The sequence below is a fragment of the Curtobacterium pomorum genome, from assembly GCF_044497295.1.
Taxonomy (GTDB): Bacteria; Actinomycetota; Actinomycetes; order Actinomycetales; family Microbacteriaceae; genus Curtobacterium.
On record NZ_CP172409.1, the window covers coordinates 290,113 to 309,149 of the forward strand.

Consider the following 19,037-nt stretch of genomic DNA (forward strand, 5'->3'; position numbering starts at 1 on the left):
CCTACCGCATGTGGTATTTCAGGTACAGGGTGTCACCGTTCGGTCTGTGACGGCTTCCCGAGGAGCCTGCTGAGAGCAGCTCGCAGTGCCGGGTCGTCCGGCAGGACCTCGCGCTCGATGTGCCGAGCGGTCTCCCATGCCCGGCGTCCGCGGTCCGTCACCGTCACGAGTCGTCGACGTCGGTCGTCGGGGTGCGGGGTGCGCTCGACGAGGCCGTCCCGCTCCATCCGCTCGAGCGTCCGCGACATGGTCTGCGGCTGCACCCGTGCCGTCCGGGCGATCGTGTCGGCACCGGTGGGCCCTGTGCGGATCAGGATGTCGACCGCGATGAGGGCTGCGTGCGGCAGTCCGATGGCGCGGAGTCGTTCGTCCCAGTCCCGTTCGACGGAGCGTGCGGCGGCCGAGAGCAGGCGACCGAGGGGCCACTGCTCGGTCGTGTCGTCCATGGCCGCAGTCTACGGTCGACACCGACAGCGGCTGTTGGGGGCTCTCCATCACATCCGTCTAGTAATCAGCATGCTGACGATCGGTGTACGCTCACCGACGTGTCCCGCTTCCTCCGCATCGTCCTCCCCGCGCTCGTCATCGTGGTCTGGCTCGCGATCGCCTCCGTCGGCGGTCCGTACTTCGGCAAGATCTCCGAGGTGTCGACGAACGACCAGACCTCGTTCCTGCCGGCGTCGGCCGACGCCACGAAGGTGCAGGAGCGGTCGTCCGAGTTCCGGCAGGAGTCGGGCGCACCTGCGATCATCGTGCTCGAGCGTGACGGCGGGATGTCGTCGTCCGACCTGTCCGCGGCGAAGGACCTCACGACGCAGCTCGGCGACCGCGACGACGTCGAGTCCGTCAGCCCGGTGATCCCGAGTGCGGACGGCGACGCGGTGGAGATCGTCGCGACCCTCACCACGGCAGCCGACACCGGCGATGCCGTCGAGGCGATCCGCACCGACGTCCAGGACGCCCTGCCCACCGGTGTGAGCGGCTACGTCACCGGACCAGCCGGGTTCACCGCCGACCTGACCGAGGCGTTCGCCGGCATCGACGGCCTGCTGCTCGGGGTCGCGCTCGCCGCGGTGTTCGTGATCCTGATCATCGTCTACCGCTCACCACTGCTGCCGATCCTCGTGCTCGGCACCGCGACGTTCGCCCTGTGCGCCTCGATCCTGGTGGTGTGGTGGCTCGCGAAGGCCGGCATCGTCACCGTGAACGGCCAGGTGCAGGGGATCCTGTCGATCCTGGTGATCGGTGCGGCGACGGACTACGCCCTGCTCTACACGGCGCGCTTCCGCGAGGCGCTGCGCGACCACCGCACCGGCTGGGGTGCGACGAAGGCGGCCCTGCGGGGGAGCCTCGAACCGATCCTGGCCTCCGGCGGCACCGTCACCGTGGGCGTGCTCTGCCTGCTGCTCTCCGACCTCAACTCGAACAAGGCGCTCGGTCCGGTCGCGGCGATCGGCATCGCGTTCAGCCTGCTCGCCGCCCTGTCGCTCCTGCCCGCACTGCTGCTCGCGTTCCGTCGAGCGGCGTTCTGGCCGCTGCGTCCCGCGTACGGCAGCGCCCACCCGGTGCTCACCGGTCCGGAGGCCCGCGGCGTCTGGGCCCGGGTCGGTCGGCTCGTCGCCAAGCGCTCCCGGATCGTGTGGATCGTCTGCACGGTGGGCCTGGTCGCGATGGGCACGGGCCTGGTCGGGCTCAAGGCCGACGGGGTCCCGCAGAGCGACCTCGTCATCGGGGCCTCGCAGGCACGTGACGGGCAGGACGTCCTCGCCGACCACTTCCCGGGCGGCTCCGGCAGCCCGGCGCAGGTCATCGGGTCGGAGCGTGACCTCGACGCCCTCGTCGACGCCGTCACGGCGGTCGACGGCATCGACGGGGTCGTCGCCGCCGCGAAGGACGCCCCGTCCGGCACCGTGCCCGTGACGAGCGACACGAGTTCCGCCGGCGGCGTCGCCGCCGAGCCCACCGTCTCGCGCGGGGACGTGCTGCTCGAGGCCACGTTGTCCGACCCAGCCGACTCCGACGCGGCCGAGCAGACGGTCCGTGACCTCCGCACCGCCGTCGAACGGGTCGATCCCGACGCGGTCGTCGGTGGCGTCACCGCGACCGCCGTCGACACGAACGACACCGGGATCCGTGACCGCACGCTGATCATCCCCGTGGTGCTGGTCGTGATCCTGCTCATCCTGATGCTCCTGCTCCGCAGCATCGTCGCCCCGCTCGTGCTCATCGGCAGCGTGATCGTGTCGTTCGCCGCGGCCCTCGGCGTCGGGGCGCTCGTGTTCGACCACGTGTTCCACTTCCCCGGTGCGGACCCGAGCGTGCCGCTCTACTCGTTCGTGTTCCTCGTCGCGCTCGGGGTGGACTACAACATCTTCCTCATGACGCGGGTGCGGGAAGAGGCACTGCGGCACGGCCCGCACGAGGGGGTCCTGCGAGGGCTCGGTGTCACCGGCGGGGTCATCACCTCGGCCGGCGTGGTGCTCGCGGCGACGTTCGCGGCCCTCGGCGTCATCCCGATCCTCTTCCTCGTGCAGATTGCGTTCGTGGTGGCCTTCGGCGTCCTGCTCGACACGATCGTCGTCCGTTCGCTGCTCGTGCCGGCGCTCGCGTACGACCTCGGACGGCGGGCCTGGTGGCCGTCGCGCCTCTCGCGCGCGAACCATCACATGTGACACGCTGGGTGCATGCCAGTTCCTTCGACGCAGCCCGCCGCCGAGCGCAAGCTCCTCCGTGACACCGTGCAGGACAAGATCCGCGACGCGATCATGGACGGCACGCTGGAACCCGGCGAACGGCTCAACGACGACGACCTGATCGCGTGGCTCGGGGTCTCACGCACCCCGATCCGCGAAGCGCTCGCGGAACTCGCCCGCGCCGGCCTGATCGAGATGGCGCCGAACCGCTACACCCGCGTGGCGGCCCCGACGAAGGACGAGCTCCTCGACGCCTACCGCACGCTCGGCGTCATCTACGGCGGCGTCGTGCGCCTGGCCGTGCCCAACTTCACCGAGTCGCAGCGCAAGAAGATCGTGAAGATGCTCGACGACGTCATCGCGCGGGTCGGTGCCGACGAGCAGGACCAGATCGCCCGCGACGGCGCCGACATCTACTCGCAGTGGGCGGACGCCTGTGGCAACCCGTCGCTCGTGCAGCTCTGCCGATCGACCACCGACGGACTGTCCTTCAAGCTCCGGGTCCCCGAGCTCGCCGAGCTGGTGCCGGCCGCGGTGATCCTGCCCGAGATCGAGAAGCTCAAGGCAGCCGTCCTGGCGAAGGACCCGATCGCGGCAGAGCTCGCGATGGAGGCCATCCACCTGCTGCCGTCGCGCGCGTAGCGCCGCGACGCGCGCGTCAGTGCGCGACGGCGCTGATCATCCCGAGGCCGACGCTGATGCGGTCGGCGACCTCGATGAGGTCCTCGGCGAGGGAGTCCAGGTCGCGGTCGCGCAGCTGCGTGAGGCGCCCCGAGATCGACAGTGCCGCCGCGATGCGCCCCGAGGCGTTGCGGATCGGTGCCGCGATGCAGAACCGGCCGAGCGCGAGCTCCTGGTTCTCCTCGCACCAGCCGCGCCCGGCCGAGGCGACCAGATCTGCAGTCAGTGCGTCGTGGGTCGTGATCGTGTGGTCGGTGTACCGGGCCAGGTCGTCCCCGAGCAGTGCGCGCCGCTCGTCCTCCGACAGGTCGAGCATCAGCGCCTTGCCGAGCGCCGACGCGTGCATCGGCTGTCGCATCCCGATCATCGTGTGCGACTTCGGCGCGAGCGAGCCCTCGAAGTGGCAGAGGTAGATGCACGAGGCAGTGTCCTGCACGCCGACGTTGGCGGTCAGCCCGACGCGGTGCGCGAGTTCCTGCGCCGCCGAGCGGCTCTCGCGGTGCACCGGGTTGTGGTTGAGTCCCTGGCTGGCGAGCTCGAGCACGGCTCGACCGACCGAGTACGCCTGGGTCTCCGGGTCGCGTCGGACGTACTCGAGCGACTCGAGCGTCGCCAGGAGCCGTCCCGTGGTCGAGGTCCCCAGTCCGATCGCCCGCGCGATGTCGGAGGCGCGCACGGCCCCGTCGGACGCGCCGAGCGCGCCGAGGACCGCTGCGGCTCGCTCGATGCTCTGGTTCGGAGGGGTGGTCGCCATGCCCTCATTCTGGCCCGTCCCGGCGCGCGTCAGGAGACCTTCACGGCGCTCGCGGTGACGAACGGGGATCCGTTCGTCGCGGTCACGACGACCCGCAGCGCGGCCGTGCGCACCGGTTCCACGTCGTGGATGCGGTGGCGGTGCCGGTTCGCGTCGACCGCGGCGAGCGTGCGCCAGGCCCCTTCGACGCACGCCTCGATCCGGTAGTCGCGGGCGAGTGTGGGCACGGCGTCCCAGGGGGTGCGGTGGTGGTGCAGGTTGATGAGGTCGGCGTCGACGTCGTCGTTCCAGACGATGCGCACCTGTCGGACGTCGACGGGCTCCGCCCAGTCGAGCGAGAGCACGGCTGCGCCGGCACCCGCGTCGGACGACCACATGTGCGGTCCGCCGAACGGGCGCTGCTGGCCGTCGGCGACCCGGGAGGCCCGCCACGCGTCCGTCTCGCCGGCTGCGGTGAACGCGAACGCGTGTCCGCGCAGGGCGCGCGCCTCCCAGTCGGTCACCGGCTGTCCGGACTCCTCGGGGATGTGGTCGTCGAACTGCTCGTCGTCGGCGCTGCGTGCGCGCAACGCCATGACGCCGTACGGGTGGCCGTCGGTCAGGACGAGTCGGACGCCGGGCTGCCGTCGGACCACGACGACCGCGTTGCACGACTCGTCCGGGTGGAAGGCCAGGTCGACCACCGCTTCGTCCGGTCCGGCGGCGACGTGTGCGGTGTGGGTGCTGACGTGGTCGATCGGGGCGTAGTTCTGGGGTCTGCCGGTGGTCCAGAGCTCGAGGGTCAGGTCGGTGCCCTCGTCCGCCTCGGTGCGGAGCCGGAACTCGCCGAGCGCGGGGTCGGCGGGCAGGAGGACGGCGACGTCGCGGTCCAGGTCGAAGCGGTCCTCGGTCGCGAACGGCGTCGTGTCGATCGTGGTCAACTCGCTGCTCGCGGTGATGCGGGCGGTGCGGGCCAGGTCGGCGGGGTCGTCGGCGCGGACCCCGATGAGCGGTGCGTCCTCGCGCAGCAGGGTCTGCTGCAGCAGTTCGATCCGATCGGTGCCGAGGGACCGCGGTGTCGTGCCGTGCCGTGCCACGAGGTGCGCGGCGGTGCCGGCGGCCTGCCCCTGGGCGGCGCAGGTGGCCATCACCCGGGTGGACCCGAACGCGACGTGCGACGCGGAGATGTCCCGGCCGGCGAACAGCAGGTTGGACACGTTCGCCGAGTACAGCGAACGGAACGGGATGTCGTAGGTGCCGTCGGTGTACCGCTGCTGGGCGCCGGCGGTCTCGGCGTAGACACCCTCGACGGGGTGCAGGTCGATGGACCAGCCTCCGAACGCCACCGTGTCGGGGAACGCGCGCTGCTCGAGCAGGTCCTGCTGCGTCAGGGTGTGGTCGCCGACGAACCGGCGGTACTCGCGCTTGCCGGGGATCGCGCCCACCCAGTCGAGCGTCAGGGTGTCCGCGTCGAAGGCCCCCGAGTTCTTGATGTGGTCCCAGATGCCGTAGACGACGCCCCACAGCTCGTCGCGGATGCGCTCGTTCTCGGTGACGGTGTCGAGCGCTCCGCCCCACTCGATCCACCAGTAGTTGCAGCCGTTGTCGCCGGTCCGGATCGCCCGGTTCGCCAGGATCGGCGTCGTGGACAGGTCGACGGCGATCGACGGCGGGACGAACCGGTCGTGCCTGCCGGTGTCGTGCGTCGAGAAGAAGATCGAGCTGCCGAGCAGTTCGTCGTCCGCCTGTTCGGGTGCCCAGGCCTCGCCGTGTTCGTCGCGGCCCTCGCGCCCGATGCGGTACTCGGCGCCGGCGAGGGCCCCGACGAGGCCGTCTCCCGTGCAGTCGAGGAACACCGGGGCCGTGAACGTCGTCTCGATCTCGGACCCCATGGTCCAGCCCGTGACGGCGGTGATGCGCGGGGCGCCACGGTCGTCGTCCGCCGTCTGCACGGTCCGGACGTCGGTGTTGAGGTGGAGGTGCACGTTCGGCTCGGCCCGGACGAGGTCGAGCACGACCTGGTCCCAGTAGACGGCGTTGCCCTGCGGGTTCCGGTACTGGTTCTCGAGGAAGAGCTCGCCCATGATCCCGGTCTCGCGGGCGAACCGGTGCGTGCCGTGCGCCGTAGCGCCGACCACCCACACCCGGATCTCGCTCGAGGCGTTGCCGCCGAGGACCGGGCGGTTGGTGACGAGGGCGACGCTCGAGCCGAGGCGGGCGGCGGCGACGGCGGCGCTGACACCGGCGAGACCTCCGCCGACGACCACGACGTCGTGGTGCTGTTCACGGGATTGCATGCTCGGGACGGTATCACTCGGCGGCCCTTCTTTCCCACTGTGTGGCAATGTGTGCCCGGCGAGTGCTATCGTCAACGAATTCTCGACAACGAAGTGTGAGGCCCAACCCATGAGCGACGGAACCCGGACGCAAGCCAGCGTCGATGCCGCCACCGCCCCCGACGTCCAGGTGGCCCTGGGCGACGACGCACGCCGCCAGGGCATGCGGAAGGTGATCGTCGCCGCGGGCGTCGGTCACTTCGTCGAGTGGTTCGACTTCGGCCTCTACGGCACGTTGGCGACCGTCATCTCGCTGTACTTCTTCAAGCAGGGCGATCCGCAGGTCGCACTCCTGTCGGCCTTCGCCGTGTTCGGCGCCGGCTTCGTGATGCGTCCGCTCGGCGGGCTGTTCTGGGGCTCGCTCGGCGACCGGGTCGGCCGGAAGACCACGCTGGCGACGGTCATCCTCATCACGAGCGGCGCGACCGCCGTGATGGGCATCCTGCCGACCTACCAGAGCGTCGGGATGCTCGCACCGATCCTGCTCGTCGTGGTGCGTCTGGTGCAGGGGTTCGCCGCCGGTGGCGAGGGCGCCGGGGCGACGACCCTGCTGGCGGAGTACGCCCCGTCGAACCGGCGCGGCTTCGTGACGAGCTTCATCGACGTCTTCGGGTTCGCCGCATTCATCGTCGGTGGCGGCCTGGTCTTCCTGTTCACGGCGCTCGCCGGGGACGGAGCTCTCGAGTCGTGGGGGTGGCGCGTCCTGTTCCTCGTCGCGGTGCCGCTCGGCCTGGTCGGGTTGTACCTGCGCACCAAGCTCGAGGACACCCCGGAGTTCCGCGCGCTCAAGGCGAAGGGCGAGGTCGCCGCGAACCCCCTGCGCCGCTCGCTCCGGACCGGCTGGAAGGCCCTGCTCTTCTGCGTCGGGTTCGTCGTCCTCAAGGCCGTCGGCCACTGGATCCTGCAGACCTTCATGCCCTCCTACCTGCAGGCGGACCTCGGGTACTCGCCGCTGGTGTCGTACGGCGTCGTCGTCATCGGCTTCCTGGTGATCGCCGGCCTCGTCCCGTTCTTCGGCCTGCTGTCCGACAAGATCGGCCGGAAGCCCGTCATGCTCGCCGGCTGCGCGGGGTTCCTCGTGCTGACGTACCCGACGCTCATGCTCATGGACGCCGGCAACTTCTGGGCGGCCGCAGCCGCGATGGTGCTGCTCGGCCTGTTCATGGCGGCGTTCGACGGAGCGGTGAGCGCCGCGATGGCCGAACTGTTCCCGACCGCGATCCGCTACGGGTCGATGGGCATCGCCTACAACATCAGCGTGGCGCTCTTCGGCGGCATCACGCCGTACTTCGCCACGTGGCTGATCAGCGCGACGGGGAACACCTTCGCGCCGGCCTTCTACGTGATGGCGGCCGCCGCGATCACCGGTGTGACGGTGCTCCGCGCACGCGAGACGCACAAGCAGGGACTCGTCGCCGAGTGAGCCGAGCGCGGGCCCGTCGCAGGGGCTGTGGAGTGACCTTCCAGGCGGATTCCATGTCCCCTGCGCGCGCTGCGGTTATGGTTTCCCGGTGAGCAACGAACCCGAGCAGACGACGGAGCCCGCGCGCCGCGGTGCCGTGACGCCGCGCCACGGGCGCCAGAAGCGACGAGCGGGTGTGGTGTTCCCGGCGATCGCGGGCGTGCTCACCATGGCCGTCCTGCTGAGCGGTGGCTACGCGGCGTACGCGTACAACCAGCTGTCCGGCGGGGTCACGATCGTCAACGCGATCACCGGCAAGAAGGACACGAAGGACGACGTCGACGGCAAGGCGCAGAACATCCTGCTCGTCGGTGACGACCACCGGCCGGACAACGCCACCCCCGAGCAGATGGCGGAACTCAGCACGACGTCGGACGGCGGTGCGACCAACACCGACACGATGATCGTCCTGCACATCAACGCCGACGGCTCGCAGGCGACGATGATCTCGTTCCCGCGTGACTCGTACGTCGACATCCCGGACGTGGGCAAGGGCAAGCTCAACAGCGCCTTCTACTACGGCACGCTCAACGGTGGCGGCGACACCGGTGGTGCGAAGATGCTCATCAAGACCATCGAGAACCTGAGTGGTCTGCAGATCGACCACTACGTCCGTGTCTCGCTGCTCGGCTTCTACCAGGTCGTCAAGGAGCTCGGGCCGGTCGAGGTCTGCCTGAACCAGGCGACCAACGACCCGTACTCCGGCGTCGACCTGCCGGCCGGCAAGTCCTCGCTGAACGCGAAGGAAGCCCTGTCCTTCGTCCGTCAGCGCCACGGCCTGCCGAACGGCGACCTCGACCGCAACGTCCGCCAGCAGTACTTCCTGTCGCAGGAGGCCCGGAAGGTCACCTCCGCCGGCACGCTGCTCAACCCGGTCAAGATGGGCAACATCCTCAAGGCCGTCGGGGGGTCGATCCAGACCGACACGAACCTGATCGACCTCGCCTCGCAGATGCGCAACCTGCGACCCGCGAACATCCAGTCGGCCACGATCCCGACTCTCGGCACACCGACCGTCTACGTCAACGGTTCGGCGCTGTCCATCGTCGAGGTCGACACCGTCGGCCTGCCCGCCTTCGTGCAGGGCCTCGTCGGTGAACCGGAGGCCTACGCCAAGGCCGGTCGCGCCCAGCCGGCGAACACCTCGGTCACCGTGCTGAACGGCAGCGGTGTCGAGGGTGCCGCGACCACGGCCGGTCAGGTCCTGACCAGCCGCGGGTTCCAGGTCGCACCGGCCGGTTCCTCGGCCACCACGAAGGTCACGCAGGTGCAGTACCCGGCCGGCCAGGAGTCGCAGGCGAAGGCGATCGCGGCGGCCGTGCCCGGCTCCGTCGCCGTCCGCACCAGCGCGGTCACCGGCGTCACGCTCGTGCTCGGCACCGACGGCAAGACGGCGAAGGCCGCGAGCGAGCCGAGCGCGACGGCGTCGAAGCCCGCCAGCACCGGCTCCGGGTCGAAGCCGAGCAAGCAGGCGACGAAGGAGCCCGCGCCGAAGTCGACCGACGTGCACAACTACGGCACCGAGGGCACCTGCATCAACTGAGGCCACGGCCGGGACTTCCTCGCTAGGTTCGAGGGGTGAGCAGCGCAGCGCGTCCGATCGTCCTGATGACCTACAACATCAAGAACCCGGACCCGGAGCACGACTGGCCGGCCCGGCTCCCCGTCCTCCTCGACGTCATCCGACGGCACGACCCCGACCTGGTCTGCGTGCAGGAGGCCTTCACGCACCAGCTCGACGACCTGCGCGCCGGCCTGCCGGACCACGCGGACGTCGGACAGGGCCGCGAGGGCGGCACCGCTGGCGAGCACCCGGCGGTGTTCTACCGACGCGACCGTTTCCGGCCGACCGACGAGGGCTCGTTCTGGCTGTCGGACACCCCGGACGAACCGGTCTCGAACACGTGGGACAGCCTGTACCCACGGATCGCGAACCACGCCGTGTTCCTGGACACCGACGGCCCGGCCGTCACGGTGCTCACCACGCACCTGGACCACGAGCCGGGTGAGCACGGTGACGAGGTGCGCGGCAAGAGCGCGGCGCTGATCGTCGAACGGCTCGCGCGGGAGACCGGTCCCGTCGTCTTCGCCGGTGACTGCAACGAGCCGGCCGGCGCCGGCGCCGCGTCACGCGTCTTCGCCGAGGCCGGGTTCGACGACACCTGGCTGCTCGCCGGTGACCCGGAGGACCGGACCGCGACGTTCAACGACTGGCAGCCACCGGTCGACACCGCGGAGCGCATCGACTGGGTGCTGACCCGCGGCGTCTCCGGCGTCGAAGGCGTCGTCATCGACCACGACGGTCCGGAGACGTGGTTCGCCAGCGATCACTTCCCGGTGATCGCGACGATCCGCGTGTGAGTCAGCAGCTCCGCTGCGCGTGCACGGGCATCGGGGATCCGAGCACCGTGACCGTGGTCTCGTCCGTCAGCGCCGAGACCCCGTTGGTGCCGGCGGAATCGTTCGGGTGGTCGTCGCCGGAGGTGTCGTCGGCCCAGCCCTCGCGCAGCAGCAGCTGCCACGCGCGCGAGTCGTCCGAACCGTAGGACACCCGCTCGGAGCGGGGAGCGTCGGCGATCTCGTCGGCGATGTCGTCGCCGACCTGCACGCCGTCGGGGCCGGTCAGCTCGATCCGTGCACCGAGTCGGCTGCGGACCTCGTCGCGCAGGACGCGGATCTCGACGGCGTTGCCCGCTCGCGCCTCGGTGGTCAGGGCCGCGACCCGGATCGCACCGCCCCATGTCGACGTGGTGCCGGCCGGGAAGCACGCGCCGCCGACGCCTTCAGCGGTCTGGGTGCGTGTCGGGGTGCCGAGCAGACGGTCGAGCAGGCTCACGGTCAACCGGGAGTCGCGCATCGACGACTCGACGACGGTCTTCCCGCCGTTGCGGAGCACCAGGGACTCGGCGTCGAGCTCGATCGAGTCGACCCGACGGAGCTTCGCGTTCGACACGTGCACCGGGGCGGCGTCGTGTGAGGTCTCGGCGGCCACGGCCGCGTCGGCACCGATCCCGGGGGTGCCGTCGAACGCGAGCGCGCCGGCCGAGAAGGCGAGCACGGCAGCGCCGAGCGCCAGCAGGGTCCGAGGAGTCACCGTTCGACGGTACGACCCCGACCCGTCCAGAACGACAGGTGTTACCGAATCGGGTCCTGGCCGTCACCGGACCGTGACAATCGAGGAAGACGCAGGTGCGGCCCTGGACCGGTGGGGCCGGCGGACGTCAGCCGGTCCGCGCGCCCGGGGGACAGCCTCCTGGACGGCCCGTGGTGCGCCCCTGCGTACCGTCGGCGGCATGACGGACCAGCAGAACGACCAGGCAGGGCTCGACCAGGCAGCGCTCGACCAGTACTCCATGCAGGACCCGACGAAGATGTACGCCGACAAGAAGCCGGACGAGCAGTACCTCGAGGGTGCGGGCACCGACGCGGAGATGGCGGAGAACGTCCCCGCCGACCACGGCGAGGACACCTACCGCGGCTCCGGCCGACTCGCGGGCCGCAAGGCACTCGTCACCGGTGGCGACTCCGGCATCGGCGCAGCAGTCGCCATCGCCTACGCACGCGAGGGCGCCGACGTCGCGATCTCGTACCTGCCCGAGGAGCAGGAGGACGCCGACCGCATCGTCGCGCTCATCGAGGCCGCCGGTCGCAAGGCGGTCGCGCTGCCCGGCGACATCACGTCCCTCGCGGTGTGCGAGCAGATCGTCGCCGACACCGTGGCGCAGCTCGGCGGGATCGACATCCTCGTGAACAACGCGGGCAAGCAGCAGAACGTCGACGACATCACGAAGATCTCCGACGAGGAGTTCGACGAGACCTTCAAGACGAACGCCTACGCGACCTTCCGGATCACGAAGGCCGCCGTGCCGCACCTGCAGCCGGGCTCCACGATCATCAACACGACGTCGATCCAGGCCTACGCACCGTCGCCGCACCTCGTGCACTACGCGGCCACGAAGGCGACCGTGAACAACCTGGCGAAGGGCCTGGCGGCGCAGCTCGCGCCGAAGGGCATCCGCGTCAACGCCGTCGCACCGGGGCCGATCTGGACCCCGCTGCAGCCGGCCGGTGGCCAGCCGCCCGAGGCGCTGCCGTCCGCCGGAGAGCAGACCTACCTCGGCCGCTGGGGGCAGCCCGCCGAGCTCGCGCCGGCCTACGTGTTCCTGGCAAGCGGTGAGTCGTCCTACGTCGTGGGCGAGACGCTGCACGTCGACGGCGGGATGCCGACGCCGTAACGCGTCGCCGACGAGTCCGACGAGTCCGACGAGTCCGACGGAACCAGGTTCCGGACACAGCACCGTGTGATCGCGCGGTGTGGTGTCCGGAACCTGGTTCCTCGCGTGCGGGGCGACCGCGCGGGCACGGGTCAGCAGGTGACGGCGCGTGCCATCCGCTCGAGGAGCTCCCGCGCGGAGAGCGCGGCGGCGAGTTCGACCTCGACCGGGTTGATGCCGATCGCGTGCTCGAACGCGCGTCGGCGTGCCTGGTCGACGATCGGGACCTCGGGGCGTTGCGGCAGCACCGCGATGGCCCGTGCCGCGGCGTCGAACGCGCCGGCGGGGCGGCCGAGCTGCTCCCACATCGCGCGGACGTCGTGCGCGACCTGCTCCGGGTCGCCGCCGAACTCGAAGCCGGCCGAGGCCATCGTCGCGAGTCCCTGTGCGGTGGGGTCGTTCGGGGTCATGCCCGGCATGGTCACACGGATCCGTGCGAACCCGCTGGGCGTCGCTCCCGTGTCCCCCCATGTGCCGACACCCGTACCGGGGATTCTGTTGTCCCCCGTTCTGCGTTTGGATGGACGTGCCCCGGCGTCGGGGCGACCTCGGACAGGACGTCCGTGGAACGACGGAGGGCACGATGCTCGAACACACCAGCGCCGACACGCAGGCCGCAGCGGCCGCGGCGGCGACCCTGCACCTCCGGATCACGATCGTGGGGGCCACCGTCGACCTGCTCCGCGACGTCCCCTTCCACGAAGCACGCGCCGTGCAGGTCGCTGAACGGATGGGCATCTCCGTCGAGGAGCTCGAGCAGCACTTCCCGTCCTGGGACGGCCTGGTGCTCGCCGCCGTCGACCGCTGGAACGGCGGCCGGATGGACGAGGTCACCCGGGAGGTCGGCGACGGCTCGACCGTCGAGCTCCTGCGCGCGATCGTCGCGTCGAACGCCGAGGACCCCGCGCTCATGCGCCTGCTGGTCGCACTGCTGTCCGTCGCGGGCAACCCCGAGCACCCGATGGCGACGTACCTGCGGTCGCGGTACCAGCTCTTCTACGCCCAGGTGAAGCGCGGCCTCGAGCGCGACATCGCGGTCGGTCGCGCACCGCACACGATGGAACCCCGTCGCGGCGCCGAACAGCTCATCGCGCTGTACGAGGGGCTGCAGCTGCAGGCCCTGCTCCGTTCCGACCTCGACCTCGTCGCGGCGTTCGACCGTGCGGTGGCCCGCCTCGAGCGCGGCTGGATGGAACGCTACGAACCGCACGCCGCACGCCGGCACGCGACGTGGAGCGACGGCGACGACGGCAGCTGGGACATCTGACCCCGGACCGTCAGCGCCCGTCGGACGCCGACCGCGACCCGCGCGGCACCGAGCCGTCGCCGGGGTCGTACCCGGTGTCGCGGATGACCCGGAGCGCCGTCGTGTCGTTGTGGACCGAGTGCACGACGACCCGGCGGGTCCGACGGAGCGCCCGGCGCGCGCCCGGTGTCGCGAACAGGCCGCCGAGCACGAGCCCGGCGCCGATCCCGAGTGCCACGGAGACCGCCGCCACGAAGTCGAGGGCCGCGCTCGACGAGCCCGACATGAAGTTCAGCAGCGCGTTCGACACCGCGACACCGGGCAGCAGCGCCCCGCAGAACGCCGGCACCGCGATCGCCGCGACCGCGGTCCGCATCCGTGCCGCCGCGTAGGTCGAGAGCACGCCCAGCAGGACGGCGGCCAGGAACGTCGCGCCGAGCAGCGGCAGCCCCAACTGCCGCAGGCCCCACAGCGAGGCACCGGCGGCCACCGAGAACACCACGGCGACGGGGATCACCCGCGCACTGGCCTGCTGCACGAAGCAGTTCGCCCCGGCCGACACCACGGTGAGCGAGAGCGAGGCCCACAGCGGCAGCGCCTGGGTGACGATGCCGGACGGGTCGACCTCGAGGTGCAGCCACTTCGTCATCGCGATCCCCGCCGGCACCCCCACCACGATCGCGGCGATGACCAGCCCGATGTAGAACGCACGGGCGACCGCCATCGCCCGGAAGCCGGAGATCGCGTCCTGGGCCCAGGTCACGAGCGAGACGTGCGGCAGGAGCAGCACCACCAGCGCGGCGACCATGGTGGCGGCCCCCGCCGGGTGCAGCACGCCCGCGCCGATCGCCAGGGTGCCGATCACGGACGCGACCGCGCCCTGGGCCCCGGACACGAAGAACTGCGGGTAGCCACGACCCGTCAGCCAGCGCCCGGACAGGATGATCCCGAACATCAGCACGAACGCCCCGATGCCCGCTCGCCACCCGCCGCCGGCCTGCATCGCGATCGAGGTCCCGAGGATCGAGAGCCCCACGTCGGCGAGCCAGGTCGGCCAGCGCGGCGGCATCCGCAGCACCGCGACGAGGGCGCTCACGGCCGAGGTCATGTCGCGCTCGTCGTGGACCAGGTCGTCGACGATCTGGTTCGCGCGCGCCAACCGGTCCAGGTCGGAGCCGTCGGAACTCACTGTCCGGACCTTCACGAGCGGCGGGATGTCGGCCGGCGCGTACTGGATCGTCACCGAACTGCCGGAGAAGTCGAGGTCGAGCGGCGCCAGGTTCCACTTCGTCGACACCGCGACGACGGCGGTCTCGACGCTGCGGGTGTCGGCGCCGGAGGCGAGCATCACCTCGGCCAGGTCGAGGCAGAAGTCGACGATCTGCGTCGCCGTGTACTGGTCGCGCCCCTTCGCGTCGGGCTCCACGTGCTCGTAGATCGTCCCGCGCAGGCGGGCCCGCGCATCGCGCAGGTCGTGCTGCGCGAGACTGCGGCGACGTGGCCGGGGTGGGCGGCCCGGCTTGTGCGGGCCCGGGGGGTGCTGCTCGGCCATCCCGCCATGGTGCCAGTCCGCGGACCCCGAGTCCGGACGTCCGCTGGACGCGCTCGGATCAGCTCCGGCGGCGCACGCTGAGCCGGCCGAGTGCGAACGCCGCGACGACCGCGCTCACCAGCACGAGGACCGGGCCCACCATTGCCTGCCAGGGGAGGCTCCCCGCGACGAAGGCGTAGTCGGCCTCCGGTGCGCGCCGCATTGTGCCAGCGTACGTGCCGACGGACGGGAGGCCCGGTGCCAGCTGGCACCGGGCCTCCCGTCCGTCACGTGGTGGCGTCGCCTGCGTCGCTCGCCTACTGCTCGAACGTCGCGTCGAGCGTGATGTCGACGCCGGTGAGTGCCTTGCTGACGGGGCACGTGGCCTTGGCGTCCTCGGCGGCCTTCAGGAAGGTCGCCTCGTCGATGCCGGTGACCTCGCCGTGCACGGTCAGGGCGATGCCGGTGAGCTTGAAGCCACCGGCCGAGTCCGGGCCGAGCGAGACGTCGGCCTTGACGTCGAGGGCCTCGACCGTGCCGCCGGCCTCGCCGAGGACGGCGGAGAACTGCATGGCGTAGCAGGCCGAGTGCGCGGCTGCGATGAGCTCTTCGGGGCTGGTGCTGCCACCGGCCTCGTCAGCGGCGCGCTTCGGGAACGAGACGTCGTAGGTGCCGACCTTCGAGCTGGAGAGCTCGACCTGACCGGAACCGTCGTTGAGACCGCCGTTCCAGGCGGTGCGTGCGGTGCGCGTGGGCATGGCCGCTCCTTTCGTGTGGGGGATCGGTCCCGGACGGGACCGTCGCAGCCGAGTCAAGCGGAGAACGCTCGTTCTCGCAACCGGCTCACGGTGAAGACGCAGGGTTCGCCGGTGATCCGCGCGTCCTTGGTGTCCTCGGCAACACCCGTTGCGCAGAGCAACAGGTGTAGGATTGCTGACCGGATCGTTCGATCCGCCGCGACGCCGCACCCCTCCTGACGCCCGACGGATCCCCGTCGACCCGCCGTCCACATCAAGGAGAACCCATGCGCGCCGTCGTGTTCGAGCAGTACCAGACCTTCCCGTCCCTCACGGACGTCCCCAAGCCCACGCCGGGCCCGGGGGAGGTGCTCCTCAAGGTCGCCGGTGCCGGTGCGTGCCACTCGGACGTCGCCGTGTACCGCGAGTTCCAGGAGGGGCAGCCGGGCGCGCAGTCCCCGTCGTTCGTCCTCGGGCACGAGAACTCCGGCTGGGTCGAGGCCGTCGGCGACGGGGTGACCGGGTTCACCGAGGGTGACGCCTACCTGGTCTACGGGCCGGTCGGCTGCGGGCACTGCTCGTACTGCTCGAAGGGGCAGGACACCTACTGCGAGAACGCCGCGACGAACCCGTACATGGGCATCGGTCTCGGGCGGGACGGCGGCATGGCGGAGTACGTGAGCGTCCCCGCCCGCAACCTCGTGCCGCTCGGCGACGCCGACCCGGTCGCCGCCGCACCGCTCAGCGACGCCGCGCTCACGCCGTACCACGCGATCAAGAACTCCCTGCCGAACCTGGCGGGTGGCGGCCGCTTCGCACTCGTCGTCGGGCTCGGTGGCCTCGGGCAGATCGCCGTGCAGATCCTCACAGCGCTCACCGGCGCCACGGTCATCGCCACGGACATGAAGCAGGACGCCATGGACCGCGCCGCCGCCCGGGGCGCGATCACCGTGCCCGGCGGGCCGGACCAGGCCGCCGCGATCCGCGAGATCACCGGCGGTCGTGGCGTCGACGCTGCGTTCGACTTCGTCGGTGCCACCCCCACGATCAAGGTCGCGCAGGCCTCGATGGCGGTCGGTGGCCGGTTCACCGTCGTCGGGATCGCCGGCGGTACCACCGAGTGGAACTTCTTCGCGACGCCGTACGAGTCGACGATCACGAACACCTACTGGGGCACGATCGAGGACCTGCACGAGGTCGTCGCGATGTACCGCGCCGGGCAGATCGTCCCCGACGTCGAGCGCTACGCGCTGGCCGACGCGCTCGAGGCGTACCGGAAGCTCGAGGCCGGCGAGCTCTCGGGCCGCGCGGTCGTCGTCCCGACGCTCTGACGTCTCGCGGCGTACCTGGTCGAATCGGGCGTACCTGGTCGGAAGTTCTGACCAGGTACGCCCGATTCCGCTTTCCATCGCGAGTGTTCTGGGAAGGAACGAGCGCGGATCAGCGGCCGGCGGCGTAGCCCTGCGAACCGCGTGGGTTCGCCGCGGCGCCGAGCACACCCGTCGCCGGGTCCCGCGTCACGCACGTCAGACGGCCGAGGCTCCAGTCGCCCGCGCGGGTGACGACGTGACCGCGTGCCTCGAGTTCCGCGATGACGTCGTCGCCGAGTCGGTCCTCGACCACGAGCCCGGCCGGCTCCCACGTGCGCGGCCAGAACGACCCAGGGAACGACGTCGTGTGCAGCGCCGGGGCGTCGATCGCCTGCTGCGGGGTGTACCCACCGACGATCCAGCGCAGCAGGAACAGCAGCTGCCACTGGTCCTGCTGGTCGCCACCGGGTGAACCGAGCGCGGCCACGGGCACGCCGTCACGGAGCACCAGGGTCGGCGTCAGCGTCGTGCGGGGCCGCTCGCCGGGGCGCAGGGTCGACGCCGTGCCCGGCTCCAGCCAGGTCATCTGCAGTCGGGTGCCGAGGCAGAACCCGAGCTCGGGGATCGTCGGCGACGACTGCAACCAGCCGCCGGACGGCGTCGCGCTGACGATGTTGCCCCAGCGGTCCACGACGTCGATGTGGCAGGTGTCGCCCCGGGTACCACCGTCCGGGGTCACGAACGGCTCGCCGCGGTCCTCGACGGGGACGACGGGGGTGGCCGGCGCGCGGTCGGCGTCCCGCGCGACCTGCACCGTGGGTTCGCCGAGACCAGCGCCGTCGCCGGAGGAGTACGACGTCCGGACCGGCGGCAGCGCGTGCTCGACACCAGCGACCGAGCCCGGTCGCAGCTCGGCCGAGGCCCGTTCGCCGATCAGCGCCCGTCGCTCGTCGGTGTACGCGTCGGACAGCAGCACGTCGAGCGGGACGTCGCCGTCGCCGTAGAACGCCTCACGGTCGGCCAGCGCGAGCTTCTGCGCCTCGACGATGGTGTGTGCGCCGACCGACGTCGACGGGTCGAGCAGCGCGTCGTCGAGCGGTTCGAGCAGCCGCAGGGTCTGCAGGAGCGCCGGACCTTGACCCCACGGCCCGGTCTTCGCGATCGTGCAGCCGCGGAACTCCGCCGTCGCCGCGGGCTCGTACGACGCCCGGAACGCCGCCAGGTCCGACGCGCGGATGACCCCGGCGTGGTCGGTGCCCGACGCGTGTCGGTGCGGCTCCCGCACGAAGCGGTCGATCGCCTCGGCGACGAAGCCCTCGGCCCACTCGCTCCGTGCGGCGTCGATGCGCGCGGTCCGACTGCCGGAGCCGTCACCGGCGTCGACGAGCCGGTCGAGCACTGCGGCCAGCGTCTCGTTGCGCACCAGGTCCCCGGGGACCGGCACCGTGCCTCCCGGCAGCCACTGCGTGGCGGACGTGGGCCAGTGGTCACGGAACAGGTCCTGCACGGCGGTGATCGTCCGGACCACCCCGGCCGCGACCGGGTGGCCCTCACGGGCGTAGCCGATCGCCGGCGCGAGGACGTCCGCGAGCTCCCACGTGCCGTGGTCACGGAGCAGCAGGAGCCACGCGTCGACGGCACCCGGGACGGTGGCGGCGAGCGCGCCGGAGCCGGGGACGAGGTCGAGACCCTCGGAGCGGTAGTGCTCGGGCGTCGCGCCCGCCGGTGCCGGGCCCTGGCCGACGAGCACGACCGGGGTCGGGTCCGACGCCGTCGCGAACACCGCCGTCAGGTCGCCGCCAGGACCGTTCAGGTGCGGCTCGACCACGTGCAGGACGAAGGCCCCGGCGACGGCCGCGTCGAAGGCGTTGCCCCCGCGCTCGAGCACCGACTGCGCGGTGGCGGTCGCGATCCAGTGCGTCGCGGCCGCCATGCCGAACGTGCCCTGGAGGTCCGGGCGCGAGGTCTGCGTGGTGGGCGGGACGAAGGCGAGGTTCGGCGTCGGCATGCACCCATCCTCTCCCCGGGGTCCGC

The 19,037-nt window shown here is 71.4% G+C and carries 17 protein-coding genes; 8 read left to right on the plus strand and 9 right to left on the minus strand.

The genetic code is table 11. The features are described from left to right. Window positions 1–32: 32 nt before the first annotated feature. Window positions 33–446 (minus strand): MarR family winged helix-turn-helix transcriptional regulator, encoded by a 414-nt coding sequence (locus ACGH48_RS01450; protein WP_396289929.1) that lies wholly within the window; start codon window positions 444–446, stop codon window positions 33–35. Between the two features lie 99 nt (window positions 447–545). Here ACGH48_RS01450 and ACGH48_RS01455 point away from each other — a divergent pair, with 99 nt between their 5' ends. Next, window positions 546–2,672 carry an MMPL family transporter gene (locus ACGH48_RS01455; protein WP_396289930.1) on the plus strand — a complete coding sequence of 709 codons (2,127 nt, stop codon included), beginning with the start codon at window positions 546–548 and terminating at the stop codon, window positions 2,670–2,672. A 12-nt stretch (window positions 2,673–2,684) separates the two neighbouring features. Beyond that, window positions 2,685–3,335, plus strand: a complete 651-nt coding sequence (locus tag ACGH48_RS01460; protein ID WP_340196007.1) for a GntR family transcriptional regulator — start codon at window positions 2,685–2,687, stop codon at window positions 3,333–3,335. Window positions 3,336–3,351: 16 nt separating this feature from the next. Here the strand turns inward: ACGH48_RS01460 and ACGH48_RS01465 are convergent, their stop codons facing one another. Further along, entirely contained in the window at window positions 3,352–4,128 is a 777-nt protein-coding gene (locus tag ACGH48_RS01465) for an IclR family transcriptional regulator (protein ID WP_340196006.1), read from the minus strand. A 29-nt stretch (window positions 4,129–4,157) separates the two neighbouring features. Continuing rightward, entirely contained in the window at window positions 4,158–6,404 is a 2,247-nt protein-coding gene (locus tag ACGH48_RS01470) for an FAD-dependent oxidoreductase (protein ID WP_396289931.1), read from the minus strand. 109 nt (window positions 6,405–6,513) lie between these two features. Here ACGH48_RS01470 and ACGH48_RS01475 point away from each other — a divergent pair, with 109 nt between their 5' ends. The 3 genes from ACGH48_RS01475 (at window position 6,514) to ACGH48_RS01485 (ending at window position 10,266) form a co-directional block, all read left to right on the plus strand. Further along, entirely contained in the window at window positions 6,514–7,866 is a 1,353-nt protein-coding gene (locus ACGH48_RS01475) for an MFS transporter (protein WP_123310813.1), read from the plus strand. A gap of 88 nt (window positions 7,867–7,954) precedes the next feature. Continuing rightward, window positions 7,955–9,448: an LCP family protein gene (locus ACGH48_RS01480; RefSeq protein ID WP_123310811.1), complete on the plus strand. Its 1,494-nt coding sequence runs from the start codon at window positions 7,955–7,957 to the stop codon at window positions 9,446–9,448. Between the two features lie 35 nt (window positions 9,449–9,483). Next, window positions 9,484–10,266, plus strand: coding sequence for an endonuclease/exonuclease/phosphatase family protein (locus tag ACGH48_RS01485; protein ID WP_396289934.1), 783 nt, complete (start codon window positions 9,484–9,486; stop codon window positions 10,264–10,266). A gap of 1 nt (window position 10,267) precedes the next feature. On the opposite strand, the gene ACGH48_RS01490 is transcribed toward ACGH48_RS01485, so the two are convergent. Continuing rightward, window positions 10,268–10,999 (minus strand): hypothetical protein, encoded by a 732-nt coding sequence (locus tag ACGH48_RS01490; protein ID WP_123310807.1) that lies wholly within the window; start codon window positions 10,997–10,999, stop codon window positions 10,268–10,270. A gap of 199 nt (window positions 11,000–11,198) precedes the next feature. Here ACGH48_RS01490 and ACGH48_RS01495 point away from each other — a divergent pair, with 199 nt between their 5' ends. Next, the gene (locus ACGH48_RS01495) at window positions 11,199–12,140 is read left to right on the plus strand and encodes an SDR family oxidoreductase (protein ID WP_222659239.1); all 942 of its coding nucleotides are present in this window, start codon (window positions 11,199–11,201) and stop codon (window positions 12,138–12,140) included. A gap of 131 nt (window positions 12,141–12,271) precedes the next feature. On the opposite strand, the gene ACGH48_RS01500 is transcribed toward ACGH48_RS01495, so the two are convergent. Next, on the minus strand, window positions 12,272–12,589 hold the full coding sequence (locus tag ACGH48_RS01500) for a hypothetical protein (protein ID WP_148061697.1): 318 nt from the start codon (window positions 12,587–12,589) through the stop codon (window positions 12,272–12,274). A 173-nt stretch (window positions 12,590–12,762) separates the two neighbouring features. On the opposite strand from ACGH48_RS01500, the gene ACGH48_RS01505 reads away from it, so the two are divergent. After that, on the plus strand, window positions 12,763–13,446 hold the full coding sequence (locus ACGH48_RS01505; RefSeq protein WP_340196004.1) for a TetR/AcrR family transcriptional regulator: 684 nt from the start codon (window positions 12,763–12,765) through the stop codon (window positions 13,444–13,446). A gap of 10 nt (window positions 13,447–13,456) precedes the next feature. On the opposite strand, the gene ACGH48_RS01510 is transcribed toward ACGH48_RS01505, so the two are convergent. The 3 genes from ACGH48_RS01510 to ACGH48_RS01520 form a co-directional block, all read right to left on the minus strand. Continuing rightward, window positions 13,457–14,977, minus strand: a complete 1,521-nt coding sequence (locus tag ACGH48_RS01510; RefSeq protein ID WP_396289936.1) for a threonine/serine exporter ThrE family protein — start codon at window positions 14,975–14,977, stop codon at window positions 13,457–13,459. Between the two features lie 58 nt (window positions 14,978–15,035). Next, window positions 15,036–15,179, minus strand: coding sequence for a hypothetical protein (locus ACGH48_RS01515; protein WP_396289937.1), 144 nt, complete (start codon window positions 15,177–15,179; stop codon window positions 15,036–15,038). Window positions 15,180–15,273: 94 nt separating this feature from the next. Then, window positions 15,274–15,714, minus strand: a complete 441-nt coding sequence (locus tag ACGH48_RS01520) for an OsmC family protein (protein ID WP_111085865.1) — start codon at window positions 15,712–15,714, stop codon at window positions 15,274–15,276. Window positions 15,715–15,980: 266 nt separating this feature from the next. Between ACGH48_RS01520 and ACGH48_RS01525 the strand changes: the two genes are divergently transcribed. Then, window positions 15,981–17,024 (plus strand): NAD(P)-dependent alcohol dehydrogenase, encoded by a 1,044-nt coding sequence (locus ACGH48_RS01525; protein WP_396289938.1) that lies wholly within the window; start codon window positions 15,981–15,983, stop codon window positions 17,022–17,024. Between the two features lie 109 nt (window positions 17,025–17,133). On the opposite strand, the gene ACGH48_RS01530 is transcribed toward ACGH48_RS01525, so the two are convergent. After that, a complete protein-coding gene (locus ACGH48_RS01530; RefSeq protein WP_396289939.1) occupies window positions 17,134–19,011 on the minus strand; it encodes a gamma-glutamyltransferase family protein in 1,878 nt (625 codons plus the stop codon). Window positions 19,012–19,037 lie beyond the last annotated feature (26 nt).